General features: G+C 58.6%; 28 protein-coding genes. 17 read left to right on the top strand and 11 right to left on the bottom strand.

Annotation, left to right across the window (positions count from 1 at the left end):
* The first annotated feature begins 3 nt into the window (after nucleotides 1-3).
* On the top strand, nucleotides 4-954 hold the full coding sequence (locus tag D1823_RS12480; RefSeq protein ID WP_117870453.1) for an L-threonylcarbamoyladenylate synthase: 951 nt from the start codon (nucleotides 4-6) through the stop codon (nucleotides 952-954).
* Here D1823_RS12480 and D1823_RS12485 read toward each other — a convergent pair whose 3' ends face one another.
* A complete protein-coding gene (locus D1823_RS12485; RefSeq protein ID WP_117870455.1) occupies nucleotides 955-1,509 on the bottom strand; it encodes a YqgE/AlgH family protein in 555 nt (184 codons plus the stop codon).
* A 151-nt stretch (nucleotides 1,510-1,660) separates the two neighbouring features.
* On the opposite strand from D1823_RS12485, the gene D1823_RS12490 reads away from it, so the two are divergent.
* Both D1823_RS12490 and D1823_RS12495 read left to right on the top strand, forming a co-directional pair.
* On the top strand, nucleotides 1,661-2,467 hold the full coding sequence (locus tag D1823_RS12490) for a protein-disulfide reductase DsbD domain-containing protein (protein WP_371415279.1): 807 nt from the start codon (nucleotides 1,661-1,663) through the stop codon (nucleotides 2,465-2,467).
* A gap of 4 nt (nucleotides 2,468-2,471) precedes the next feature.
* Nucleotides 2,472-2,921, top strand: a complete 450-nt coding sequence (locus tag D1823_RS12495) for an NUDIX hydrolase (RefSeq protein WP_117870459.1) — start codon at nucleotides 2,472-2,474, stop codon at nucleotides 2,919-2,921.
* Here the strand turns inward: D1823_RS12495 and D1823_RS12500 are convergent.
* From D1823_RS12500 to D1823_RS12520, 5 genes are all read right to left on the bottom strand, one after another.
* Entirely contained in the window at nucleotides 2,888-6,289 is a 3,402-nt protein-coding gene (locus D1823_RS12500; protein WP_117870461.1) for an efflux RND transporter permease subunit, read from the bottom strand. The genes D1823_RS12495 and D1823_RS12500 overlap by 34 nt on opposite strands.
* Before the next feature lie 5 nt (nucleotides 6,290-6,294).
* Entirely contained in the window at nucleotides 6,295-7,743 is a 1,449-nt protein-coding gene (locus D1823_RS12505) for an efflux RND transporter periplasmic adaptor subunit (protein ID WP_117870463.1), read from the bottom strand.
* 106 nt (nucleotides 7,744-7,849) lie between these two features.
* Nucleotides 7,850-8,392, bottom strand: a complete 543-nt coding sequence (moaB, locus tag D1823_RS12510) for a molybdenum cofactor biosynthesis protein B (RefSeq protein ID WP_117870465.1) — start codon at nucleotides 8,390-8,392, stop codon at nucleotides 7,850-7,852.
* A 229-nt stretch (nucleotides 8,393-8,621) separates the two neighbouring features.
* Nucleotides 8,622-9,221 (bottom strand): metallophosphoesterase, encoded by a 600-nt coding sequence (locus D1823_RS12515; protein ID WP_117870467.1) that lies wholly within the window; start codon nucleotides 9,219-9,221, stop codon nucleotides 8,622-8,624.
* Nucleotides 9,218-9,985, bottom strand: a complete 768-nt coding sequence (locus D1823_RS12520; protein WP_117870469.1) for a uracil-DNA glycosylase family protein — start codon at nucleotides 9,983-9,985, stop codon at nucleotides 9,218-9,220. The genes D1823_RS12515 and D1823_RS12520 overlap by 4 nt, the downstream gene beginning before the upstream one ends.
* Before the next feature lie 83 nt (nucleotides 9,986-10,068).
* On the opposite strand from D1823_RS12520, the gene D1823_RS12525 reads away from it, so the two are divergent.
* From D1823_RS12525 to D1823_RS12565, 9 genes are all read left to right on the top strand, one after another.
* Nucleotides 10,069-10,683 carry a scavenger receptor class F, member 2 gene (locus D1823_RS12525; RefSeq protein ID WP_117870470.1) on the top strand — a complete coding sequence of 205 codons (615 nt, stop codon included), beginning with the start codon at nucleotides 10,069-10,071 and terminating at the stop codon, nucleotides 10,681-10,683.
* Nucleotides 10,684-10,742: 59 nt separating this feature from the next.
* Nucleotides 10,743-11,678 (top strand): aspartate carbamoyltransferase catalytic subunit, encoded by a 936-nt coding sequence (locus D1823_RS12530; RefSeq protein ID WP_117870472.1) that lies wholly within the window; start codon nucleotides 10,743-10,745, stop codon nucleotides 11,676-11,678.
* Nucleotides 11,675-12,193 (top strand): hypothetical protein, encoded by a 519-nt coding sequence (locus D1823_RS12535; protein ID WP_117870475.1) that lies wholly within the window; start codon nucleotides 11,675-11,677, stop codon nucleotides 12,191-12,193. The genes D1823_RS12530 and D1823_RS12535 overlap by 4 nt, the downstream gene beginning before the upstream one ends.
* Nucleotides 12,178-12,564, top strand: a complete 387-nt coding sequence (locus D1823_RS12540) for a hypothetical protein (protein WP_254683726.1) — start codon at nucleotides 12,178-12,180, stop codon at nucleotides 12,562-12,564. The genes D1823_RS12535 and D1823_RS12540 overlap by 16 nt, the downstream gene beginning before the upstream one ends.
* Nucleotides 12,561-13,841 (top strand): dihydroorotase, encoded by a 1,281-nt coding sequence (gene pyrC / locus D1823_RS12545; protein ID WP_117870477.1) that lies wholly within the window; start codon nucleotides 12,561-12,563, stop codon nucleotides 13,839-13,841. Before D1823_RS12540 ends, pyrC begins: the two co-directional genes overlap by 4 nt.
* Complete coding sequence (plsY, locus tag D1823_RS12550) at nucleotides 13,841-14,446, top strand: glycerol-3-phosphate 1-O-acyltransferase PlsY (protein WP_117870479.1); 606 nt, start codon at nucleotides 13,841-13,843, stop codon at nucleotides 14,444-14,446. The genes pyrC and plsY overlap by 1 nt, the downstream gene beginning before the upstream one ends.
* Nucleotides 14,443-14,712, top strand: coding sequence for a hypothetical protein (locus D1823_RS12555; RefSeq protein WP_117870481.1), 270 nt, complete (start codon nucleotides 14,443-14,445; stop codon nucleotides 14,710-14,712). The genes plsY and D1823_RS12555 overlap by 4 nt, the downstream gene beginning before the upstream one ends.
* 183 nt (nucleotides 14,713-14,895) lie before the next feature.
* The gene (locus tag D1823_RS12560) at nucleotides 14,896-15,372 is read left to right on the top strand and encodes a YHS domain-containing (seleno)protein (RefSeq protein WP_117870483.1); all 477 of its coding nucleotides are present in this window, start codon (nucleotides 14,896-14,898) and stop codon (nucleotides 15,370-15,372) included.
* A 260-nt stretch (nucleotides 15,373-15,632) separates the two neighbouring features.
* Entirely contained in the window at nucleotides 15,633-16,166 is a 534-nt protein-coding gene (locus D1823_RS12565; RefSeq protein ID WP_117870485.1) for an outer membrane protein, read from the top strand.
* Between the two features lie 49 nt (nucleotides 16,167-16,215).
* Here the strand turns inward: D1823_RS12565 and D1823_RS12570 are convergent, their stop codons facing one another.
* On the bottom strand, nucleotides 16,216-17,199 hold the full coding sequence (locus D1823_RS12570) for a quinone oxidoreductase (protein WP_117870487.1): 984 nt from the start codon (nucleotides 17,197-17,199) through the stop codon (nucleotides 16,216-16,218).
* A gap of 193 nt (nucleotides 17,200-17,392) precedes the next feature.
* On the opposite strand from D1823_RS12570, the gene D1823_RS12575 reads away from it, so the two are divergent.
* On the top strand, nucleotides 17,393-18,250 hold the full coding sequence (locus tag D1823_RS12575; RefSeq protein WP_117872879.1) for a DUF2189 domain-containing protein: 858 nt from the start codon (nucleotides 17,393-17,395) through the stop codon (nucleotides 18,248-18,250).
* 30 nt (nucleotides 18,251-18,280) lie between these two features.
* Here the strand turns inward: D1823_RS12575 and D1823_RS12580 are convergent, their stop codons facing one another.
* Both D1823_RS12580 and D1823_RS12585 read right to left on the bottom strand, forming a co-directional pair.
* Complete coding sequence (locus D1823_RS12580) at nucleotides 18,281-19,267, bottom strand: NAD(P)H-quinone oxidoreductase (protein ID WP_117870489.1); 987 nt, start codon at nucleotides 19,265-19,267, stop codon at nucleotides 18,281-18,283.
* 61 nt (nucleotides 19,268-19,328) lie between these two features.
* On the bottom strand, nucleotides 19,329-20,021 hold the full coding sequence (locus tag D1823_RS12585; protein WP_117870491.1) for a COQ9 family protein: 693 nt from the start codon (nucleotides 20,019-20,021) through the stop codon (nucleotides 19,329-19,331).
* 111 nt (nucleotides 20,022-20,132) lie between these two features.
* On the opposite strand from D1823_RS12585, the gene rpsU reads away from it, so the two are divergent.
* Both rpsU and D1823_RS12595 read left to right on the top strand, forming a co-directional pair.
* Nucleotides 20,133-20,339, top strand: coding sequence for a 30S ribosomal protein S21 (gene rpsU, locus D1823_RS12590; protein ID WP_005614280.1), 207 nt, complete (start codon nucleotides 20,133-20,135; stop codon nucleotides 20,337-20,339).
* A 351-nt stretch (nucleotides 20,340-20,690) separates the two neighbouring features.
* Nucleotides 20,691-21,818, top strand: a complete 1,128-nt coding sequence (locus D1823_RS12595; RefSeq protein WP_117870493.1) for a CAP domain-containing protein — start codon at nucleotides 20,691-20,693, stop codon at nucleotides 21,816-21,818.
* 67 nt (nucleotides 21,819-21,885) lie between these two features.
* Here the strand turns inward: D1823_RS12595 and ppk2 are convergent, their stop codons facing one another.
* Entirely contained in the window at nucleotides 21,886-22,803 is a 918-nt protein-coding gene (gene ppk2, locus D1823_RS12600) for a polyphosphate kinase 2 (RefSeq protein ID WP_371415280.1), read from the bottom strand.
* A gap of 279 nt (nucleotides 22,804-23,082) precedes the next feature.
* Here ppk2 and D1823_RS12605 point away from each other — a divergent pair, with 279 nt between their 5' ends.
* Entirely contained in the window at nucleotides 23,083-23,922 is an 840-nt protein-coding gene (locus tag D1823_RS12605; RefSeq protein WP_162896830.1) for a CPBP family intramembrane glutamic endopeptidase, read from the top strand.
* Nucleotides 23,923-23,925: 3 nt separating this feature from the next.
* On the opposite strand, the gene D1823_RS12610 is transcribed toward D1823_RS12605, so the two are convergent.
* Nucleotides 23,926-24,384, bottom strand: a complete 459-nt coding sequence (locus D1823_RS12610; RefSeq protein ID WP_117870496.1) for an Lrp/AsnC family transcriptional regulator — start codon at nucleotides 24,382-24,384, stop codon at nucleotides 23,926-23,928.
* A gap of 134 nt (nucleotides 24,385-24,518) precedes the next feature.
* Here D1823_RS12610 and ald point away from each other — a divergent pair, with 134 nt between their 5' ends.
* On the top strand, nucleotides 24,519-25,637 hold the full coding sequence (ald, locus tag D1823_RS12615; protein WP_117870498.1) for an alanine dehydrogenase: 1,119 nt from the start codon (nucleotides 24,519-24,521) through the stop codon (nucleotides 25,635-25,637).
* The last annotated feature ends 36 nt before the right edge of the window (nucleotides 25,638-25,673 follow it).

Here is a 25,673-nt window from a genome sequence, read left to right on the forward strand (position 1 = left end):
GATATGATCTCATCCGGCACACAGGAATTGACGGCAGATCCCGACGGCATCGCACGGGCTGCCGATATGTTGCGTCAGGGTCTTCTGGTCGCTTTTCCGACCGAAACGGTCTATGGCCTTGGCGGCGACGCCCGCAACGGTCAGGCCGTCGCGTCGATCTACGAGGCCAAGGGACGGCCCAACTTCAATCCGCTGATCGCCCATGTCGCCTCGGTGGGCGCGGCACAGCGGTTTGTGCAATGGTCAGATCATGCCGAGCAGCTGGCAAAGGCCTTCTGGCCCGGTCCTGTGACCCTGGTTTTGCCGTTGCGCGAAGGACACGGGATTTCCTCACTGGTGACCGCCGGGCTGGACACTTTGGCTGTGCGCGTGCCCGCGCACCCGACGGCGCGTGCGCTGCTGGCCGACGTTGATGGGCCCGTCGCGGCCCCCTCGGCAAATCCTTCGGGTCAGATCAGCCCCACGACGGCAGCTCATGTGTGGTCCGGCCTTGGCGGAAGGATCGCGGCGGTTCTGGACGACGGTCCCTGCGGAGTGGGTCTGGAATCCACCATAGTCGGTCTGGCTGGAGAGCCCACATTGCTGCGTCCGGGGGGCGTTGCATTGGACCGGATCGAAAGCGTGTTGAACATGCCTCTGCACCTGCATCAATCCGGCGATCTGCTGACCGCTCCGGGACAGTTGCAGTCGCATTATGCGCCGGATGCGCCTGTGCGCCTGAACGTCACGGCCCGTCAGGGCGATGAGGTTTTGCTGGGCTTCGGGCCAGTAGAATGCGACCTGAACCTGTCTGTCGAAGGACGTCTGACCGAGGCGGCCGCGAATCTCTTTGCAGCCTTTCACAGGTTGAACGAGACCGGGCGACCAATTGCCGTATCTCCGATCCCGAACACCGGATTGGGGGCTGCAATCAATGACAGGTTGCGCCGCGCCGCCGCACCACGCGACAGCTGATCAGGCCCGGCCAGCGCTGGCGGATAACGTCAGAGGATCCACACCGAGCGTCGCCAACGCAGCTTCCCATTTTTCGTCATCGGGCACGTCGAAGACAAGTTTCGTCGTGGCTTCGGTGGTCAGCCAGCCGTTCATGGCAATTTCGTCCTCAAGCTGGCCTGGCCCCCAGCCGGAATAGCCCAGCGTCAGCATCGAATTCAGCGGTCCGCTGCCAGACGCCAGATCTTCAAGCACATCCAGCGTCGCCGTCATGCTGAATTCCTCGGAAATATGCATCGAATGCAGATTGGCCTCATAATCGGAGCCATGCAGGACAAATCCGCGCGACATCTCGACCGGGCCACCGAAATGCACAAGGCGCTCTCCGATGACCGGGATACGACAGGCGATGTTCAGTTGCCCCAGCAACGTCTTGATTCGCAGATCCGAAGGCTTGTTCACGATCAATCCCATGGCGCCATCGTCGCCATGGCTGCACATATACACCACCGAATGGTCGAATCGCGGATCACCCATTCCGGGCATCGCAATCAACAGTTTTCCGGTCAGGTCCATGGGCCGTCATCTCTTTGTCAGTTCACATCAACAATGGCCCCGCCGCACCATAGTTTGCAAGAGACGAACCCGTATTTCGACGGATTTCATCGCAGTGACCGGATCGTGACTTGGAATCCGCGCCAACGACGCGCATTTATGGGGTATGAAGATGTCGATGAAACCTACCGCTGTCGCCGCACTCGCGTGTCTGAGCCTGTCCGTCCCAGTTGCCGCGCAAGGCTTGGATGACGTGGTCCAGTTGGATGTTCTGGATGGCGGGCGGACGGCCAACGGCACCTACATGTCCGCTTTGAAGCTTACGCTCAAGGATGGCTGGAAGACCTACTGGCGCGCGCCAGGAGATTCCGGCATCCCGCCCGAGTTCGACTGGAAGCGATCCAGCAATATCGGCCAGGTGGAAATCATCTGGCCCGCGCCCGAAATATTTGATCAGGATGGCCTACAATCGATTGGCTATGAAAACCAGCTGGTCCTGCCCATTAAGGTCACTCCGCGCAACCCGGCAAAACCGGTCCACCTGAAAGGCAGGATGGATCTGGGGGTTTGCAAAGACGTTTGCATCCCGGAACGCCTGGATTTCGACCACACGCTCGACGCCGACGCTGATCGCAACCCGGCGATTGCTGCAGCGCTGGCGCAAAGACCCTATTCCGCGCGCGAAGCACGTGTCACCAAGACCACCTGTAATCTGACGCCCACGAAAGACGGAATGCGGATTGAAGCTCGGATGACGATGCCGTCTGCGGGTGGCCGCGAAGTCGCTGTTATCGAACCCGGCAATCCTGCTCTTTGGGCCTCGCAACCTGTGTCTCAGAGGCAGGGGAATACTCTGGTGGCCGAAGCAGAAATCATAAACGCATCAGGTGCAACTTTTGCACTAGACCGGTCCGAGATCCGGATCACCGTTCTGGGTTCCAATCACGCAGTCGATATTCTGGGCTGCAGCGCGGGCTGAGTCCATGAGCCAATCCCCCAAGATCGGTGCGTTGGCGGTTGTTCTGCATCAGGACAAGGTTCTTCTGGTTCAGCGCAGCAAACAGCCGGACAAGGGGCTTTGGGGATTCCCCGGCGGCCACGTGGAGTGGGGTGAAACCGTTTTGCAGGCGGCGCAGCGCGAGCTGCAGGAAGAAACCTCGGTGATTGCGGAACCGTCACATTACCTGAGCAATCTGGATTTGCTGCGCCACGACAAGGCGGGACAGGTTCTGTCCCATTACCTGTTGGTCGGCGTTGCCTGCCGCTATCAGTCTGGCACACCACAAGCCGGTGACGACGCGCTGGATGCCCGCTGGTTTGCCATCGAGCAGATACGCCGGGGCGACTTGCCGATGAGCGCGCGGGTCATCGACCTTATGGAACACGCAATCCGCGCGGATCAGGCATCGGCCGATCTTGTGAGCCGCCCATAAAGCAAACCTGACAGCACCACGCTCAGGATCACGATCAGAATTGCACCGGCCAGAAATGCACCCAACCCCATTTGCAGCACCGCAATGCCATCTCCACCTGCATAGAGGCCTTGCAGCAGGCCAAGCGGTGCGCCGGTAACTGCGGGCCAAATCATTGTCAGGCCGAACCAAACCGCCAATGCGGCCCCGGTTGCCGCCAGTGCGCCCCGAACCACCCGGTCGGGTGCCCGCGCAGCTCGGCGCATGGCTGTCATCGGGCGCGCTACATCATTGACGATCGCCAGAAGAGCAGGCACCAGAATCAGAACCAGCAACATCCCGAACCCAAGCCCGTAAACCAGCGTTATCACGGTCGGCTTGAGGAATTGCGCCTGTTGCGAACCTTCATAAAGCAACGGCGCAAGTCCGAGAACCGTGGTCAAAGTGGTCAGCATCACGGGCCGCAACCTGTCTGCGGTACCTTCGACAATGGACGGAACCAGACCACGGTCTTTTTGATACGCATCTATCGTGGTCACCAGAACGATCGAGTCGTTGATGATGATTCCGGTCATGCCCAGCAATCCGACCACCGTGAACATGCTGAGCGGCACTTCCCAGATGTAGTGGCCCCAGATCGCACCAACGAGGCCGAAGGGTATGATTGCCATAACAACCACTGGCCGTGTCCAGCTGGCGAACACCCAGGCCAGTACAAGGTAGATACCTGTCAGGCACAGGATCAAACCGGTGCGCGCTTCGGCAAGGAATTCATTTTCCTGTTCACTCAGACCCGACATGCGCCACTCAACTTGCCGTTCCGCTGCGATATCGGGCAGAATTTCTTCCTGCATCGCCCGTTCGATTTCGGTGGCGCGTGCCGGATCATCTTCCGAGATGTCGCCGTAGACCGAAACAACCCTCAGGCCGTTTTCGCGCCGAACCGTCGAGAAACCGGATTTACGCTCGACCGAAACGATGTCGGCCAGCGGTACGTAAACCCCGTCAGGAGACCGCATCAGCGTACGCTCGAGGAAATCTGCCGTCAGTTCGCCCTCAGGCAGTTCCACACGGATCTCGGCACTGCGTGGCCCGTCCGGGAATGTCGCCGCTTCGATGCCGTTCAGGCGATTGCGCAGGGCGCGACCCAGCGTCTCAATCCGGAATCCCAGCGCCTCTCCCTGCGCAGTCAGGTCCAAGATGAACTCTTCCTTGTCATAAGCCAGATTGTCTTCAAGCGCCGAGACTTCGGGGAATTTCGAAAGCTCGGCCTGCAGGTCTTCGGACGCGGCCTTGAGAACGCTCACATCAGAGCCGAAAAACTGCACATCGATGGCATCGCCGCCAGGGCCGGACCGCCAACCCCGGAAGCTTACCACTTCGAGTTTGGGATGGCGCGGCGCGAATTCCTGCAACTCTCCGACAAATTCGAAACTTGAATACGAACGCAGATCAGCATCGATAAGCTCGATCGAGATACCACCCAACAAACTGCCATCCTTACCATCCGCAGCAGCCAGTTGCCGGCCTGCGTTGCCGCCAACCTCGGCCAGAACATAGTCGATCGGATTGCGGCCGTGACGCTCTTCGTAGATTTGGCCCAGATCATTGACCGCTTGCTGCAGAAGGCGCATCATTTCAAGCGTATCTGATCGCGTTGAGCCTTCGCGCATGATAAAGCCGCCAGTCACCGAACTCCGTTCAGGTGCATTAAAAAAACGCCAGTTCACATCGCCGCGAATGAACAGTGCGACTTGGCTGGCCAATACCGCGATCATCAGCGCCACGACCACGTAACGCGCCCATATCACCCAGGAGATCAACGGGCGGAACAGGTGGTCCCGAACCCAACGGAAACCACGATTGACGACCCGATTGGGCAGATCATACCAGTGCTCCTTGGCCGAGTGCGCTATGGCGTGTGCCATGTGATTGGGAAGGATCAGGAAGCATTCGACCAGCGAAGCGATCAGTACAGCGATCACTGTAAAGGGAATGTCGCGGATCAGTTCTCCGAACCGCCCGCCCACCAGAGTCAGACCGAAAAACGCAATTACCGTCGTGACAGTCGCAGCCAGAACCGGCATGGCCATTCGCCGCGCCGCGCGTTCTGCGGCCACGACAGGCGACTCACCCAGCCGTCGGGCACGGAAATCCGCGTGCTCTCCTACCACGATGGCGTCATCAACCACGATGCCCAGTGTGATGATCAGGCCGAACAGCGAGACCATGTTCAGCGACAATCCCCCCAGATACATCAATGCGATTGCGGCCGACATCGCCACGGGGATACCCGCCGCAACCCAGAAGGCGATGCGCGCGTTGAGGAACAGGAACAGCAGACAGACGACAAGGCCCAGGCCCATCAACCCGTTGTTGACCAGGATGTTCAATCGGTCGGTTATGGCCTGGGCGCGGGTGCGGATCAGTTCAATCTTCACACCTTCGGGCAAGCTGGCCTGCATTTCGCGGGCAACGTCTTCAACTGTGTGCTGGATGTCTATCGCATCGCCCAGATTTGACCGGTCGACCCTGATGGACATGGCCGGATCGTCGCCGACGAAATAACTGCGATGCCGTGTGACACCTTCGACCCGAATCCTGGCGATATCACCAACTTTCAGCTTCGACCCATTGGCAAAGGTCCGCAGCGCGATGCCTTCGAGCTGTTCCGGGGTCCGTTTTTCGGTTCCGGCTCGGATACGCGCACCTGCGCCCTCAACCTCGCCGGCGGGATCGGTGCTGACCTCGGCCGCAATCGCGGACGCGATCTCTTCCATGGTGATGTCATTTGCGATCAATTGCGCCGTGGTGATCTCGACAATGATCTGGGGCGCGGCAATGCCTCTGATTTCGGTTCGCGTGACGCCCGCCGAGAACAAACGGTTGATGAACTCATCCGTCAACTTCGCCAGTTGATTGGTATCGGTAGGCCCGCTGAGTACGACATCCGTTACCCTGTCCCGCCATGCGCCGCGTCGAATTTCAGGTTCTTCAGAGCCTTCGGGAAGATCCGTCACACCGTCTATCGCGGACCGGATGTCTTCAACTGCGCGGGACATGTCCCAGTTCGGCTCGAATTCCAGTCTGACGCGGGTCCAACTTGGGTGTGAACTGGCCTCGGTACTGGTTACCCCTTCAACGGCCAGCAGCGCAGGTTCCAACAACTGCACGATACCGGCATCCATGTCCTCGGGACCTGCACCTTCCCACGAGACGGTCACATCAACCCGTTCCAGAATGACATCCGGAAAGAACTGCGCCCGCATGTTCGGAATGGCAGCTGCACCAAGAACCAGCATCACAAGCAGCAGCAGATTAGCAACTGTCTTATGTCGTGTGAAGTAACTGAGAAGGCCACCCGCTGCGCCAGGTATCTCGCGCATCATGACGCTCAGCCCCCAGCCTTGGTTTCAATACGCCGCACCAGAGATGAGGGTACGCGCGCTGACCGCAACTGACCTAAAACCTGAGTTTTTTCATCCTGAGGCATGGCTTCGTTGGCCTCAACCCGGGCCACGAGCTCGGCACGTTTCGCATCTGACAACTCGACCATGCCTGGGTCTGCCCCAGCCTCATGTCGCAGCGGCCGCACCCGCACACCTGGCCCAAGCAACGGCGTGCGACCGATAACAACCTCGCGCCCTTCCAACCCGTCACCTCGCAGTAAAACCTCGTCACCCTGTCTGCGGACAAGCTGCACCGGCAAGCTTTCCAGGCGGTCATCTGTACCAATCACCAGAACCGTTCCCGATGCGTCCAAAGCCGAAGATGGTAAGCGGAACACGTTGGCAAGCGGTTGTTCCTGAACCGAGACGGTAACGAAATCTTCGGGCTTGAACCCGGATGCCTCTTGCAGACGTGCATAAATCAAGCGTCCGGTCTGGCCCTCGCCCGCTGACCCGCTGTCACGGCTGATATGGCCTGTCGCGGTCAGATCGGCGCCCGTTACCTCAAGCGACACTGTGACCGGCGCGTTGATCAGCCTGTCCTTCTCGTCCAACAAACGTACATATTGTGCCGTTGACACCCGGAACGCCACTTCCAGAGCGTTTGGATCAACAAGTTCAGCCAGTTTTTCATTCGCCGACACCAAGCGCCCTTCCACCAGCGTCACATCGGTCAGGGTACCGCTGAAACCGGCCCGAATGGTCATATCTTCAAGATCGCGTTCCGCAGCTTCCAGGGCAATCACGGCCCGGGCCAACAACGTCGTTGCCTGATCGACGCGGGATTCAGCCTGCGCAAGCGCGATGCGACGCGCCAGAACGGCCTGTTGGGCTGACGCAGCCGCCAGTTCCGCCTCTTCTACGCTGGCGGCGGCGCCTACCCCTCGGGACTCCAGATCGCGTTGCCGTTGCAGCGCCCGTTCCCGCAGTTCGGCTTGCGCCTCGGCCGATTTCAATTCGTCCTGCGCTAGCAGCAGAGACCGTTCGGCATCACGTTCTTCGAATTGTGCGTCCAAAAGATCCGACTTGGCCCGATCCAGCGCGGATTGGGCATCCGCCGGATCCAGTTTAACCAGAACTTCCCCAGCAGTTACCGTTCCGCCATCCACAAAATCCTCTGCCAGGGCGACAACACGGCCACCCAGTGCCGCACGCAATTCCAGTCTGCGCCGGCTCTGGACCTCTCCGAATGCTTCGAGATAGGGGGTAACGGTTTCCGCTTCGGCCTGACGCACTGCAACCGCAAAGATCCGTTCGCGGGCGGCGGGCGCCGGGTCCTCACGCGTCAGGACGTCTTGAATAGCGCCCATGATGATCTGCGCGGCAACAAAAAGCAAAGCCAGCGTCAGGAACGCCAGAAAGACACCGACAAGACTTTGCCGCAGAAATCGCATCAATCAGTTACCCCGGTTGCACTAAGCTGCCGTCCACAACATGTAGCTGGATCACGAATTATGCCAAGCCACAAAGCGGTTATACGGAATTGAACGTACGACCAGTCTACTTCCGTCGCAGATGTTCGTCCAATCTGGGCATTATTTCCACAAAATTGCAGGGGCGATGCCGGTAATCGAACTGTTTTTCCAAAATCCCATCCCACGCATCCTTGCAGGCCCCCGGGCTGCCGGGCAATGCAAACAGGTATGTTCCCCCCGCAACGCCCCCGGTTGCACGGGACTGCACCGCCGAGGTGCCGATTTTTTCCATCGAGATGATGGTGAAGACAGTGCCGAATGCGTCGATCTCTTTTTCGTACACGTCCCGGTGCGCCTCGACTGTCACGTCCCGCCCGGTCAGACCCGTTCCCCCGGTCGAGATCACGACATCGATCTGCTCATCAGCCACCCATGCACGCAACTGGTCGGCGATCTGGTCGCGCTCGTCCCGAATGATCTGGCGATCCGCAACCACATGGCCCGCTTTTTCAATCCTGTCCACCAATGTCTGCCCCGAGCGATCTTCGTCCATCGATCTGGTATCCGAAACGGTCAGAACGGCAATTCTGACGGGGATGAACTCCATGGTTTCGTCAATACGTGACATCTTGCGTCAGACCCTTTCCAGAATGGCAAGTCGGATAGCGAGGGCGGGAAAAATACCCCCCGTAATCTGGCCAATATTACGTGAGGCGTGTGGATTGCCGACACGCAGCCCACTCGCGCATCCGGCAAAGATGCCCACAAGCCCGTTCACCGCAAACACTCCGACGGCGATGATCCCGCCTCGGGGTTCACAAACTGCGGAATGGGCGCCAACAGAGTGAAGGTTTCGGTCATGGGCCTATTTCAAACCAACTCGGCGTCGGGCCCAGATTGGCCAAATGCGTTCGACCCAAGGACCCTCGATAGCCCCAGCTTTCATGTACATGACCGAAGAACGCAAATCTTGGCTGAAGGCGTTCCACCGCATCTCGTATGGCAGTTGATCCGACCGAAAGGCCTTGCGATGTCTGATCCCCATACCCTTTGGGAGGAGAATGAACGATCAGGACATCAGCCGTTTCACACCGGTCGAGCATCTCGGACGCCTCACCTTCTGTCAGGTCACAGGACCAGTTTCCGAACGGAGTCGGTGGTACACCGTAGCCAAGGCCAAACAGGCGCACGCCGTCTATCGTCATACCAGACCCGTGCAGGACATGGACACCTTCCGGGGCGGCATCGCCCAGTTCTTCCGCACTTTCTGCGTTTCCCGGGATCAGGACCAGCGGGGCCGAAATGCCGGACAGCATATGCATCGCCTCGTCCAGCCCCTGACGCGAGTTGCAATAATCACCGGCGCCAATGACAAGATCAGCCTCGGCGCTGGCGGCGACAAGATCGGCTGCCCGGTTGCGCGCCATGTGCAGATCAGAGAATGCCAGAACCTTCATGTTGCACCTCGCAGCCGCGCTTTCAGTTCCAGCAGATCCGCCCAGGCCTGCCGTTTCATCTGCGGTTGTCGCAACAGGTAAGCCGGGTGGAACATCGGAATCACTGGAAGATCCATTGCCTGATCCCATTTGCCGCGCAGGCGGGTGATTCCGCGTTTGCCCAGCACCGCCTGACAGCTGATATTCCCCATCACAACCAGAACCTCGGGCCTGGCCAGTGCCACGTGGCGTTCCAAGAACGGCTTCATCATCCCGATCTCTTCGGGCTTGGGATCGCGGTTCTGCGGGGGCCGCCATGGCAGCACATTGGTGATATAGACGCTTTCGCGGCGATCCAGATCAATTGCCGCCAGCATCCGGTCCAGCAATTGACCTGCACGGCCAACAAAGGGCTTGCCTTCACGGTCTTCTTCGCGCCCGGGAGCTTCGCCAATGATCATCACGCGCGCGCCGGGGGTACCATCGGCAAAAACCAACTGTCGCGCCCCGCGTTTGAGCTCGCAGTGTTCGAAAGCGTCCATCGCTGCGCGCAATTGATCCAGCGATCCCGCGCCCTGTGCTACAGATCCCGCTATTGCAACTGGGTCTACATCCCGTGGCTTCGCCGGGGCGGCGGGGCGCGCTTCTGCTTTCTTGGGTTTGGCCGTGGTGTCGGGCAACGCGTACCGGTCAACCGGCACATCACCGATTGCCTCGGTGGCGCCCAATTCGATCTGCCATTCCAGCAGCGCCCGCGCAGAATAATAGTCCAAACCCGATTCCATAGGGATAACTTACCTTCCTGAGGGCTGAGGGAAAGCGAATAGGACTTGATCGGTCGCTCTGTCGCGCCGACCATCGGCGTGCGATGCTCAGATTTCTGCGATTCCTCATCATGGGTTTAGTGCTGGTAGTCACTGGTGATCCGGCAGTGGCCACGTTTCACGACAAACACGGGCAGTGCCGTGCTGGTCAGTTCAAATGCGGCAGCACCTGTTGCTCAGGCGGGCAAAGATGCAGTTTTGATGGCCACTGCATTCCGCTGGGCGGCACCTATTGCGGCGGCGGGCGCAGTTGCGGTCCGTTCGAACGCTGCGTCGCAGGTGGACTCAGATGTGCGCCCGCAGGCCTGAACAAATGCGCCTCGCGGCTGGACTGTCCGGGCGACAGTTTCTGCAATGGTCGTGGTGAGTGTGAACGGAGCGCACCCGAGTTGGATACGACGCCTCCAACCACTTGCGCTGATGGCAGAACCTGCGCGCGCGGCTCGTCCTGCCTGCCCGGCGGGGGATGTTCTCGTCCGGGATGGTTCCTGTGCGAGGAAACCGGATCACAATGCCGTCCCGGTTTCAAATGTTCGGCCCATCAGGGTTGTGTACCGATCAAGGCGATCGACTGCGGCTACGGCAAGTGGTGCAAGCCGGGTGAGCAATGCCTGCCCGAGGGCGGCTGCGAAAAACTGCCTGAGGGTACGGAACCTTAGGTTGCCTTGCGTCGCACGGCTTCCTATAAGCGGCGCGATTGTCAGACAGGAGCCCGCCCATGCGTTTCGCCCATCGTCACCTTCTTGGCATCGAGCATCTGTCGCAATCCGATATCACCGAAATTCTGGATCTGGCCGAGACCTATGTCGCCATGAACCGCCAGTCGACCAAGCATTCGGACGTGCTGTCGGGTCTCACCCAGATCAACATGTTCTTTGAAAACTCGACCCGGACGCAGGCCAGTTTCGAGCTGGCGGGCAAACGGCTGGGCGCGGATGTGATGAACATGGCGATGCAGGCAAGCTCGATCAAAAAAGGCGAGACCCTGATCGACACTGCGATGACATTGAACGCGATGCATCCCGATCTTCTGGTTGTTCGGCACCCGCATTCCGGCGCGGTCGATCTTCTGGCGCAAAAGGTCAATTGCGCCGTTTTGAACGCGGGCGACGGTAAACATGAGCACCCAACGCAAGCCCTGCTGGACGCCTTGACCATCCGTCGCGCCAAGGGTCGCCTGCACCGGCTGAACATCGCGATCTGCGGGGACGTGGCCCATTCCCGCGTGGCCCGCTCGAACCTGATCCTGCTGGGCAAGATGGAGAACCGCATCCGCCTGATTGGGCCGCCGACGCTGGTGCCCGCGCAATTTGCCGAGTTTGGCGCCGAAATATACGATGACATGAACGAGGGCCTCAAAGACGTCGATGTCGTCATGATGTTGCGCCTCCAGAAAGAACGCATGGATGGCGGGTTCATCCCCTCGGAACGCGAGTATTACCACCGCTATGGTCTGGACGCCGCGAAGCTGGCACAGGCCAAGCCAGACGCGATCGTCATGCATCCCGGTCCGATGAACCGCGGGGTCGAGATCGACGGCACACTGGCGGACGACATCAACCGGTCCGTCATTCAGGAACAGGTGGAAATGGGCGTCGCCGTTCGCATGGCAGCAATGGAACTGCTGGCCCGCAACCTGCGCGAGGCCGCGTGAACAAGCTGGCCATCTCCCCCAACGAACACGGCGTCTTGCGCCTGTTCGCGCTGGACATGCGTCCGGAAGAGGCAAAGTTCCTGCGCGAACCCGGTGCCGCCGGTCAGGTGCTTGGGGTCGATGGGCTGGATCCCAGCCACATCGATGTTTTTCCGGTATCCGATCTGGAGGAGCTCGGGCTGTACGGCTACCTGACCGAAGGGTGCGGCGTTTCAGCAGACCAGTTGGACCGCGACGCTCTGGCCTCTGTCGAAGGTTGGGTCATGGTCCTGCGCAGTACCGCGTTCAAAGGTCGCCCCGCGATGCTCAGGCCTGACCCTCGCCTGCGCCTGATCGGCCTGTTCACGGAAGAGGCCACAAGCTGGACCGGGGGGACCATTGAAACCGAAAGCGCCAAACCCTTCTCGGCCCCGCAAACCGTCACAGCAGGTGACGCCCCCCGCCGCGTCGGGTCGGCCATGATGGTGCTTGTCGCGCTTTTAATCACCGGAGGCATCTTGTGGCTGATCCTGTGACCTTCGCCCCGGACAAGTGGGCCTACATACGCACCAACGCATGGCTCGCCGCCCTTGGCATGGCCGGTGCGATGATCGTGCTGTGGCTGATCGGCAATCCTTACGTCTGGACCGGAGCGCCCGCTGGCCTTGCTGCCATTGGCATACGCGCCTGGTATCTGGCCTCGGAAGAACTGGTCGCCAATTGGCAGTTGTCAGACACCGCGCTGACTGGACCCGGCAGACGCAGCGTGGCGCTGAACCAGATCACCGCCGTGAATATCATGGGCAGCTTCGTGCAGATCGTCACCAACAGCGGCTACAAGCATCTGATCAAGTACCAGTCAGACCCGGCCGCCACCAAAGCCGCGATTGAAAGGGCCATTCCATGACCACCCTGATCTTCACCAATGCCCGCCTGATCGACCCTGAAACCGGCACGGACAGTCTCGGCTGGCTGCACATTGCCGACGGCCTCATTCAGGGCAAGGGCAACGGGGACGTGCCCGTCGCTGACGCTCAGGTCATCGACTGCGGTAGCAAGTGCCTCGCTCCCGGCATCGTCGATATCGGCGTCAAGGTCTGCGAGCCGGGGGAACGGCACAAGGAAAGTTACAAATCCGCTGGTCTTGCGGCGGCTGCCGGGGGTGTGACAACCATCGTCACCCGGCCGGATACTCTGCCTGCGGTCGATACGCCGGAAACGCTGGAATTTGCGACAAGGCGCGCGCAGGCGGATGCGCCGGTCAATGTTCTGCCGATGGCCGCGCTGACCAAGGGGCGCGAAGGGCGCGAGATGACCGAGATCGGGTTCTTGCAGGACGCGGGTGCCGTAGCCTTCACCGATTGCGATCATGTCATCACCAATACCAAGGTGTTTTCCCGCGCGCTGACATATGCGAAATCCTGCGGCGCGCTGGTGATTGCCCATCCGCAGGAACCTGGCCTGAGCACAGGGGCGGCTGTGACCAGCGGCAAATTCGCTGTCTTGCGCGGGTTGCCTGCCGTGTCGCCCATGGCCGAACGGATGGGGCTGGACCGGGACATCGCTTTGCTGGAAATGACCGGGGCTGCCTATCACGCGGATCAGATCACCACGGCTCGCGCCCTGTCGGCGCTGGAACGGGCCAAGCGCAACGGGCTGGACATCACCGCTGGTACGTCAATTCACCATCTGACGCTGAACGAGCTCGACGTGGCCGACTATCGCACCTTCTTCAAGGTCAAGCCGCCACTGCGGTCCGAGGATGACCGGCAGGCGGTGATCGAGGCCGTCCGCACCGGCCTCATCGATACGATCAGTTCGATGCACACACCGCAGGACGAGGAAAGCAAACGCCTGCCGTTCGAAGAAGCCGCCTCCGGTGCGGTGGCGCTGGAAACGCTGTTGCCTGCGGCGTTGCGCCTGTATCATGCCGACCAGTTGGACCTGCCGACCCTGTTCCGGGCGATGGCATTGAACCCGGCCAAACGGCTTGGTCTGGAAAGTGGCCGATTGTCGGAAGGTGCCCCGGCAGATCTGGTTCTGTTCGACCCGGATGTGCCTTTTGTGCTTGATCGGTTTGCCTTAAAATCCAAATCTCAGAACACTCCATTTGACGGCCAGCGGATGCAAGGTAAGGTCATTTCGACCTATGTTGCAGGTCAAGAAGTGTTCCGGAGTTCCTAATGCCCCCGATCGACAACTCGACTAACGAACTGCTCCAGTGGGCGGTGGTTGGATATCTGATGGGCTCCATTCCCTTCGGCCTTTTGCTTGCCAAGGTCATGGGGTTGGGAAATCTGCGCGAAATCGGGTCCGGGAATATCGGGGCAACAAACGTCCTGCGTACCGGCAACAAAGCCGCAGCGGCGCTGACATTGCTGTTTGACGCGGCCAAAGGCGCGGTGGCGGTTCTGATTGCCCGTGCTTATGCCGGAGAAGACGCCGCACAAATCGCAGCCCTTTTTGCCTTTCTGGGCCATTGCTTTCCTATCTGGCTGGGGTTTAAGGGCGGAAAAGGCGTGGCCACCTTTCTGGGCCTCTGGCTGGCGCTGGACTGGCGCGTCGGTGTCGCTTGCTGTCTCAGCTGGTTGGTGGCGGCAGCGATCTGGCGGATATCCTCGGTCGGCGCGTTGGCCGCGGCTGCACTTTCAACAACCTGGGTGCTGGTTCTGACCAGCGGGCAATCTTTTATCCTGGGGGTTATTCTGACGCTTCTAATCTACTGGCGTCACAGCACCAATGTCGCGCGAATCAAGGCTGGAACTGAACCGAAAATCGGAAAGTCGTGACACCGCCGGACGCTTTTGTCTCCGCTTTTTTCGCGCTGCCCAAGGGTAGTTTCACTGGTATATCGGGGGACCGGCGCTACGTCGTTGTGCGTCAACAGATGGCAGAGGGAAAATCCCACAAGCTGGTTGCACACGAACTGGGCGGAACCGACTATATCAGCATGAACCTGTATCAGACGCGCCTCAGCGGGGCACTGCTGAGGCCGTGTGAAATGGCGGCCTGCAAAGTCATTGCGTTTGTTCTGGACTTTGAACCGGACGCGTAATGTCGGGCCTGCATTTTTGAACAGGCGTTATTCTCTGGCGCACAATCACGATTCATTGTTTTGAACGTGATCCAACTGCACCCCAGATCGCTGTCGTGACGGTCAATTACGGGCCACACGGGACAACAATCCGGGGCCTTCGATCCGCACACAGACGAGGCTCCTTTCACGAAAGGTGGAACAATGAACAAGTTTAAATCTCTGATCGGTGGCGTCGCTCTGTCCGTTGCAGTGGCAACATCCGCTCTGGCTGCGGGTGTGGACATCAACGCGAGCTCGACTGGTCTGGCCATGCAGGGTTATGACCCGGTTGCCTATTTCACCGTCGGTGAAGCCACCAAAGGTGACTACCGCATCACCACGCTGTACGACGATGCAATGTATCGTTTCTCGTCGGAAGAAAACAAAGCCGCCTTCGAAGCCAACCCGGAAGCCTACCTGCCTGCCTACGGTGGCTACTGCGCCTTCGGTACAGCCATGGGCTTCAAGTTCGACGGTGACCCGAACTACTGGAAAATCGTCGACAACAAGCTGTACCTGAACCTGTCGGAAGACATCCAGGAACGCTGGGAAGGCGACATCCCGGGCTTTATCGAAAGCGCGAGCGCAAACTGGGAAGACATCGCGGACAAGACCCCTGCTGAATTGCAGAAGCAATAATCCGCTGAAACTGTCAGGCGTGTCGGCGGCGGAACGTTCCGCCGCCGCATGTCGTTTGAAGACCTCTCATTTCTTCCTATCTCATCAGTATCAGAAGTGCCCGTTTTCAAAGGGCAACGGCGTGTCTTGTCACGTTTCAACGCAAGAATACGGGCTGGAATTCGTAGGTATCACTGATCCGATGACGCTAGCGGATCGTAATGGTCTGCATAAGTGAACTGAATTTCACTGCAGCAGAGTGACAATCGAAAGGAAATGAGATGACATTGAAATTGGCTCTCATCACCACTGTCGCAACCGTGGTCGCGGGATCGGCAATGGCACAATCCTCGGGCAACTGGACCGGGTTTTATGGCGGTCTGCAACTGGGTTATGCCGATGTGGACACCAGCCTGTCCGGGGTCGACGGCGATGGCGTAATCGGTGGTATCATCCTGGGTTACGATTATGATCTCGGCGACTGGGTCGTTGGCGGCGGTTTTGACTATGACTGGACTGACGTGGATCTGTCTGGCGCCGCAACTGTCGAAGATGTCTGGCGGCTGAAGGCGCGTGCTGGCTACAAAATAAACCCGCAAGGTTTGCTATATGGCACCGCAGGCTATGCCGAAGCTGGTACGGACACCTTGGGCAGCGATGACGGGTGGTTCATTGGCGCAGGCTACGAACAGATCGTGGCCCCAAACGTGAGTATTGGTGGAGAACTGCTGTACCACGAATTCGATAACTTCAACGGAAACAATGTGGATGTCGACGCAACCACATTGCAGATTCGCGCCTCTTACCGGTTCTGAATGGCATCCCAGACAAAAATGGGCCCGGCCTGTCCGGCCGGGCCTCGATTCAGAGGTCCAGAATCGTACTGCCCGTGGTCTGTCGCGCTTCAAGCGCGCGATGGGCATCGGCAACCTGATCAAGCGCAAAACGCTGATCGATGTGAATCTTGACCTCTCTGCCCTCGACCTTGCCGAACAAGCGGCGCGCCATTGCCTGACACACGGAGTGATCCGCAATATGGGTGAACAAGGTGGGTCGGGTGATCTTGAGCGATCCTTTCTGACCCAGAACACCGATATCGAACGGCGGCACCGGCCCGGACGCGTTGCCGAAGGAAATCATCATCCCTAACGGTCTCAAACAATTCAGCGATCCTTGGAACGTATCCGCCCCGACGGAATCCATCACCACGTCCACGCCCTGACCCTTGGTGATCTCGGCCACCCGTTCGGTGAAATTCTCGGATCGGTAGTTGATGCAATGCGCAGCCCCGTTGAACCGGGCAAGGCTGCATTTCTCGTCGGTTCCCGCCGTGCCAATCAGGGTGATCCCCTCGGATTTCGCCCATTGGCAGGCGATCAGTCCGACCCCACCGGCCGCTGCGTGAAACAGCACCGTATCCCCGCGTTTCAGCGGAGTGGTTCGGTGAAACAGGTATTCAACCGTCAAACCCTTCAACATCATTGCCGCAGCAGCTTCGAATGTGATGCCGTCCGGCAGAGGGCACACCTGTGCCGCAGGCATTACGCGGGCCTCGCAATACGCTCCGGGTGGGGCTGCCGCATATGCGGCCCGCTGGCCGGGTTGCAGGTGCGTCACCCCGTCCCCGACGGCCTCGATGACGCCGGACGCTTCCATGCCCAAAGCATGAGGAAGATCAAGGGGGTACAATCCAGTACGTTGATATACGTCGATAAAATTTAGGCCGCAGGCCTGGTGGCGAATACGTATTTCACCCGGTCCGGGGTCGCCCACTGGCCTGTCTTCGATCCGCAACACCTCGGGCCCGCCGAATTCGTGAACTACAACCGTTTTTGCTGTTGTCTGCATCCTGACCTCCTCTTGCCTGACCTCAAGCTAACATGACTGCGATGCAGGGCAATCCGTCTGGTGCCACAGTGTTGAACAGGATTTCGCCAAACTGTGCTATAATGAGGTCAGGCGTTGTCGGCTGGTCCGGCCACGGACAACAAATTGCCGGATCCGTTCCGCGGCGCAATTCTCGCCAGGGAAGGGGATGAAAATGGCTAAAACAATCGGAAATCCGATCAGCTGGGCAGCCCAGAATCTGGGTGCGGCCGGTGATCATGTCTCGGATAGCGTTTCACAACTCGGAAGCGCAGATATCAAGCATCTGCCGATGGTGCAGACACTGACGATGCAGGATCTGCGCGCTTGCCTGCGGGCGGGGTATCACGACTTTCTCGAAACACGGGCGGACGCCATATTCATTGTACTGATTTACCCGATCGCAGGGCTTTTGATGTTCGGCTTTGCCCTGAACGTCAGTATGATTCCACTTCTGGCTCCTCTCGTTGCCGGTTTTGCTTTGATCGGTCCGGTGGCAGCCGTGGGTTTGTACGAGATCAGCCGCAAACGAGAGCAAGGCAGCACGGCGCATTGGCTGGATGCGTTCGGCGTCTTTCGCTCGCCGTCATTCGGCGCAATTCTGGTACTCGGGTTTTATCTGGTGATGCTTCTGCTGATCTGGCTGATGGTGGCGCAAAGCATCTACACGCATACAATGGGTCCAGAAGCCCCTGCGTCACTGGGCGCTTTTGCTCAGCAAGTATTCTCTACGACTGCCGGCTGGACGATGATGGCAGTCGGACTCACCGTTGGATTCGTGTTCGCTCTGTGCGCTCTGGCGGTCAGTGTCGTCAGCTTTCCATTGCTTCTGGACCGGAAAGTCGGATTGCCGGTGGCGGTTGTGACGTCGTTTCGCGTGTTGCGTCACAACCCCGGCGTCATCTTGACCTGGGGGTTCATCGTGGCTGCCCTTCTGTTTCTGGGTGCCCTGCCGATGCTGTTGGGTTTGATCGTAGTGATGCCGGTTCTGGGTCATGCCACATGGCACCTGTACCGCCGCGCGATTGCGTGAACGCGCGGGACAAACCCGCGCCTTCAATACTCAGCCCGAGACTTTCAGAACGATCTTGCCAATATGGCCCGAGCTTTCCATGCGTGCATGGGCGGCCGCAGCCTCGGCCAGATCAAATTCGCTATCCATAACAGGCGCTACCTTGCCAGCCTCAAGCAGAGGCCAGACGGCTTCGCGCAGGTCCTGCGCAATCCCGGCCTTGGCCAGATCGCTTTGTGGGCGCAGGGTGCTGCCGGTCAAGGTCAGGCGCTTGACCATCATCAGGGCAAAGTTCAGCTCCACGACCGGTCCTTGCAGGAAGGCGATCTGGACCAGCCGCCCATCCTCGGCCAGAGCTTTGACGTTACGCGGAAGATAGTCGCCACCGACCATGTCGAGGATCAGGTTTGCCCCACCTTCGGCCCGCATGACGGCCACAAAATCCTCATCGCGGTAGTTGATCGCCCTTTCCGCACCCAATTTGACGCAAGCTTCGCATTTCTCATCCGAACCTGCGGTGGCAAAAACGCGGGCACCAAAGGCGTTGGCCAACTGGATGGCTGTCGTACCAATCCCACTCGAGCCACCATGGACCAGAAATCTCTCGCCTGCCTTCAACCCGCCCCGCGTAAACACGTTGGACCAGACGGTGAAAAAGGTCTCAGGCAGGCAAGCCGCCTCTTTCATTCCCATGCCGGCAGGCACCGGCAGGCAGTGGGCCGCAGGAGTGGCGACGTATTCGGCATAGCCTCCGCCCGGCAGCAACGCGCAGACCTGATCGCCGACGGACAGTCCCTGGACACCGGCCCCAACCGAGACAACCTCGCCCGAAGCCTCAAGCCCCGGCAAGTCACTGGCACCGGGCGGCGGATCGTAAGCGCCCGCACGTTGCAACGCATCCGGGCGATTCACGCCGGCATAAGCCACTTTCAGCACCACTTGCCCTGCACCCGGTTCGGGGACAGAACGCTCGGTCAGTTGCAAAACATCAGGACCACCCGGTTCGGTGATCTCAACAGCGCGCATCATCTGGGTCATAGGCACCTCCTTTGCCCAATGCCTAGCAGGCATCAGGGTCAAGGCCCAGCACCAAGACGAGCTACTTTCGGGGGTTCAGTTTTCCCGGAAGGTCTGCTCGCATTTTCTCTGGTGCTTTCACCTGACCCGCCAGCCAGTTCGGAACCGCCAGAAACGGTTTCAACACCGGGTTGTCGCGCATCTGTGCCTTGAGCTTTTCGAACTCCATGACGTTCGCGATCCGGCGATCCAGAAACTCCCACGTGCGCTGATGACCCGGGCTGTCATCGCCCAGCCAGAACAACAAGGTCGAGGAATAGACACCCGACAAAGTGGCCCGTTTCGTGTACCAGTTCACGTCGTCCGAGGTATCGCCCAACGTATCCCAGATCAGATCGCAGGTCTGCCAAACTGCCTTGGCACCGTCTGCCGCGTAAGTTGGCAGGGAAAACAGAGTCATGCCCCGGCGCACCAGTTCTTTATCCTCGACCGCTTGCAAACGGAACCGAACCGAAGCGGCAATCTTGTCCCGAAATTTCAGCCCACTCAGGTCTTCGGACTTTATGCGGTCCAGCATCGCCTGATCGCCGCGCGCATGATAGGCCAGTGCCAGATCAACTGCGCCGCGCGGACAGATCGCGCGCGCCAGGCCGTCATCCAGACCACAGTCGGAAATGGAGGCACGAAAACTGGTTTCCGACCATCCATCGAAGGGAACATGGTTCAGCATTGCATCCAAAAGCTGGTGTTTTGCATCTTCATATGTGGTGGTCATGACGTTTCTCCGGTTGTCGGGGCCAGTACTAGACAAGTTAGAACGGCTTTGCTATACGGCCAACTCCTGCAATTTCCTTGCAACTCTATCTAGAAAGGTGGTGACAACCACATGCAGGTTAGTGTTCGCGACAATAACGTCGATCAGGCGCTTCGTGCCCTGAAGAAAAAGCTGCAGCGCGAAGGCGTGTTCCGCGAAATGAAGCTTAAGCAACATTTCGAGAAACCGTCCGAGAAAAAAGCGCGCGAGAAGGCTGAAGCGATCCGTCGTGCCCGTAAACTGGCACGTAAGAAAGCACAGCGCGAAGGTTTGCTCTAAGCGCAGCCCGAAAAGTGGGAACCGGTTTTCGGATCAAGCTGCGCGCGATCAAAACTGGCACTCGCTCGTCCAGCTTTGGATGACACTATTTGACGACCCCCGAGGCATCGCCCGGGGGTTTGTCGTTTCAGGGATCGGATACAATCCGCCGACTCGTGGGACGGGCTGTGCGACAAGCCGCCATTTCCTCACCAGCAACATTTTGCCCGGCATTTAGCAGCGCAGCGAATCTCGTGTTGGTAGCATCGCCTCGCCAAAACTCGCCTGAGTTGAACCAACCCCTACCACCGTCGACACCCCCACCTCTAAGTGAGCCCGTCTGAAAGGACACAAACACAAACGGAGGCAAACATGTCGACTGCAAGTACATTCGAACGCGAGATGCTGGGGCTGATAAACCAGGAACGCACATCCCGCGGGCTCAACCCGCTGCAACTTGAAACGCAGCTAAACGACTCGTCCGAAGATCACAGCACTTGGATGTTGAATACAGACACATTCAGTCACACCGGTTCTGGCGGTTCCAGTGCAACCCAGCGGATGCAAGGTGCCGGTTTCGATCTTGAGGGAAGCTGGCGTACTGGCGAAAACATCGCATGGCAGTCAGAACGCGGAGCGCCTGGCATCAGCGATGACGTGGCGCAACTGCACCAAAACCTGATGAGCAGCCCGGGCCACCGCGCCAATATCCTGAACCCGGATTTCAAATATATCGGGATCGGCGTCGAAACCGGTGACATGCAGGGCTTTGATGCGGTGATGGTCACCCAGAACTTTGCCGCGACCGACGCGGCAGTCATGCTGGACAACGGCAATACAAACACACCGCCAGTTCCGCCAACCACGCCGGACGAAGTCGCCGTACCAGAAGAGCCGGAAGTCGAAACGCCGGATACTGACGTCACTGAAACCGAAGAGCCAGGAACTGAGACGCCCGGAACCGAAGAGCCTACACCCGAGACACCGGACATCGATGTCACCGAGACTGAAGAGCCGGAACCCGAAACGCCGGATACTGACGTCACCGAAACCGAAAAGCCAGGAACTGAGACGCCCGGAACCGAAGAGCCTACACCCGAGGCACCAGACACCGATGTCACCGAGACTGAAGAGCCGGAACCCGAAACGCCGGATACTGACGTCACCGAAACCGAGGAACCGGAACCTGAAATGCCGGACACCGAAGTGGTTGATGGCGGTGAGCCCGAAGCATTCTGCTTTGACGTTCAGGCCTTCCTCGATGAAATCGCCAATTTCCTCGAAAACCTGCAAGCGCAGTTTGACGAGTTCGATTGGGATGACGACATGAACGGCGACACGGACGTGGCCGGCACCGATGATGTCGACATGATGCCGACCGCCGACGCCACGTCGGAAACAGAGTCCGAGCCTGCGGGTACCGAAACAGCCGACGTCGATGACTGTGACATCATAATGGTCAACTTCTTCAACTTTGACTGCATGATGGATGCAGCCTAATCAGTTGAATCTGTGCGAGGCCGGCCGTGTCGGCCTCGCATGTTCCGGCTCAGAGCCTGATTTTGCTTCAATAGATCTTTGGTACGTAAAGCTCATCCGGCAAAACGCGGCGCTCGTATTCCGGGTTGTACTTGCGGTCGGGCAGATTGACCTTTTCCTGAGGCACGTCCTCGTACGGGATTCTTGTCAATAGATGCTCGATACAGTTCAGCCGTTCACGCTTTTTGTCATTGCCTTCGACAATGTACCAAGGGGCCTCGGGGATGTTGGTTCGGAAAAGCATGTCCTCTTTTGCCTTTGTGTAGGACTCCCAGCGGATGCGGGATTCCAGATCCATCGGCGACAGCTTCCACTGTTTCATCGGATCATGAATACGCATGAGGAACCGCAACTGCTGTTCCTCATCCGTGATCGAGAACCAGTATTTCAGCAGAATGACCCCTGACCGCACCAGCATTCGTTCGAATTCGGGAACGTCCTGAAAGAACTGTTCAACCTGGTCCTCGGACGCAAAACCCATTACCCGCTCGACCCCCGCCCGGTTGTACCACGAGCGGTCGAACAGAACGATTTCACCCGCCGCCGGCAGATGCGGTACATAGCGCTGGAAATACCACTGGCTTTGCTCACGGCGGCTGGGTGCCGGCAACGCGACCACGCGGGCCACGCGCGGGTTCAGACGCTGGGTGATCCGCTTGATCACCCCGCCCTTGCCGGCACTGTCACGGCCTTCAAACAAGATACAGACCTTGGCCCCGGTATGCTGCACCCAGTCCTGAACCTTGATCAGTTCGGCCTGCAGGCGCAGCAGGTTGCGGAAGTAAACCTTGCGATCCAACATGTCCGGATGCTGTTCCCGATAGATTTTCCGGACTTCCATCGACAGCATCGGCTCACTGAATTCTATCTCGAAGTCTTCATCGAGCGTGTCCTCCAGCTCGGCTTCCAGCCAGTCTTTAGGGGCGCCAGTGTTTTCGTTGTCCAAGGTCAGCTCCTTCTCGGTCTTCGGGTTCGGACCATATCGGGCCCGTGTAACCACCTGATGTCATCAGATAAATTGATACGAGGGTCACGGGTCCTGCGGCTGTAGTCACACCTGCAAATCAGGTCCAGCGCGGTATACGGTCTTTTCCCTGAATTTGTACGTCTGACCCGCAGGATACAAGCGTTTGAATTGACGCAACGCACTGCACTTCACCACGACTGCTTGCATTGCCTTGTTTTTGTGCGGCATGACGGGGCGCGTAAAACAGATGAGACCATTGTGACATTCCTTCTTTCCCTGATGCCCTCCATCTGGCCATGGCTGGTCCTGATCTCGGCGCAATTGGCGGCACTGGCCCGGCGAACTGGCATCGCCTTTTCTCTGCTGGTTTTGTTCATCAGCATTGCCTCGGCAATAGGATTGATGTCACCCACGGCGATCGCTGCGGTGGTCTTTGGTTTGGTCGGAGCTGCTTTGCTACCCCATTTGAAAGGTTGGCCTGCTATCGCCGGGCACCTGTTATTGATCCTGTGGTGCCTGGTCATGGGTGCACATCTGCTGCCAGGATTCAACAATTTGAAAATTCTGGATCAGGTGCAGGCGGGTGCGGGAAGCGCCAGTTTCACCATGCACCTGAACCTAGACAAACCGATGGTCTTCTTTGCCATTCTTCTGGCCTGGCCCCGGATGCAGCGCGGAAAAACGCAGATCAAACCCACAGCTGTGCTGGTAGGGTTACTGATCCTTCCTGGCCTGTTTCTCATCGGTTTTTCCCTCGGCTCGGTGCAGCCGGAGTTTACGGTCCCCCCTTGGTGGCTGGTATTTGCCTTGTCCAACGCGTTTCTGACCTGCCTGACGGAAGAAGCCTTTTTTCGTGGCTATCTGCAATCGGCTTTCGCCGTACGTCTTGGGGACGCTTGGAGCGTGATCACAGCGAGCCTGCTGTTCGGGCTGGCCCATTTCGCCGGAGGTCCGGCGCTCGTGGCTTTTGCTTCTATTCTCGGGCTGGCCTGCGGATTGGGATACTATGCAACCAGCCGCCTCTGGGTTCCCGTTGCAATGCATTTTGGGTTCAACCTGACGCACCTGTTTCTGTTCACCTATCCTGGCCCCTTATGAATATCAGACCGGTAAGGCAGTGGTCTTGAACACGGTACGCAGAGCAAACGAACTTTGCATTTGGGCCACCCCTGGCAGGCGCGACAAGTATTGTCGATGAATGCGTGCGAAATCTTCGGTGTTCTCCGCCACGACTTTCAAAATGTAATCCGCCGTACCGGCCATCAGATGGCATTCCAACACATCCGGTATCCGGGCCACCGCCTTTTCAAACGCATCCAGAACCTCTTCGGCCTGACCTTGCAGCGTGATCTCGACAAAGACGGTTGTCGGCACGTTCATCTTCCGGGCATCCAGCAAAGCCACGTAGTTGCGGATATACCCGTCAACCTCAAGCCTTTGCACGCGCCGGTGGCAAGCGGACGGAGACAGGTTGACCTGTTCAGACAATTCCGAATTCGACATCCGACCATTTTTCTGAAGTGCCGCCAGAATCTTTCGATCAGTCGCGTCCAAGCTCATTGCTGCAATTCCTTTGCATGATATTTGTAAACTACGCGAAATTCTTCCAAAGAAAAACGCATTGACACGTTTTCTTTCACAGAAATTGCACTGAAAATGCACATAATTTAGGCAGTTTATGAACGGAGACCCCCATGAAGATCGGTTGCCCCAAGGAAATCAAACCCCAGGAATTCCGCGTCGGGATGACGCCCAATGCTGCTCAGGAAGCTGTTGCACGTGGTCACGAAGTCCTTATCGAATCCGGTGCAGGCATCGGCGCAGGTTTCGACAATGACGCCTATGTCGCGGCGGGCGCGCATATCATCGACACTGCGGAAGAAGTATTTGCCACCGCCGACATGATCGTGAAGGTCAAGGAACCCCAGGCTGTGGAACGCAAGATGCTGCGCGAAGGACAGCTGCTGTTCACCTATCTGCACCTGGCTCCGGACCCGGATCAGACGCATGACCTGCTGGAATCGGGTTGTACTGCCATCGCCTATGAGACCGTAACCGACGCGAACGGCGGCCTGCCTCTGCTGGCTCCGATGTCCGAAGTCGCCGGTCGCCTGGCCCCTCAGGTCGGGTCGTGGACACTGCAAAAGGCCAATGGCGGGCGCGGCGTTCTGATGGGTGGCGTACCCGGTGTCGGCCCTGCCAAAGTGGTCGTTATCGGCGGTGGCGTCGTAGGAACCCATGCGGCAAAGATCGCTGCCGGAATGGGCGCGGATGTCACCGTTCTGGATCGCTCCTTGCCGCGGCTGCGCTATCTGGATGACGTCTTTGGCGGAACCTTCAAGAACCAGTATTCGACAGCGGGCGCCACGGCCGAGCTGATCCAGGATGCCGATATGGTCATCGGTGCCGTTCTGATCCCCGGTGCTGCAGCTCCGAAACTTGTCTCGCGCGAACAGCTGTCGACGATGAAACCCGGTGCCGTACTTGTCGATGTTGCCATCGACCAGGGCGGGTGCTTCGAGACTTCAAAAGCCACCACCCATGCCGATCCGATCTATGATGTCGATGGCATCATGCATTACTGCGTTGCCAACATGCCGGGCGCAGTGGCGCGCACCTCGACCATCGCCCTGGGCAACGCCACGATGCCGTTCATGCTGTCTCTGGCGGATAAAGGCTGGAAACAGGCGTGTCAGGACGATCCGCATCTGCTGGAAGGCCTGAACGTTCACGCAGGCAAGCTGACTTACTATGCGGTCGGCAAGGCCCTTGGTATCGACGTTGTTTCACCTAACGTGATCGTCAAGTCGTAAACACTCCCGCCCCTGAAATCGCTTTTGAGAAACGAT

This window comes from Ruegeria sp. AD91A, from assembly GCF_003443535.1.
GTDB lineage: Bacteria > Pseudomonadota > Alphaproteobacteria > Rhodobacterales > Rhodobacteraceae > Ruegeria.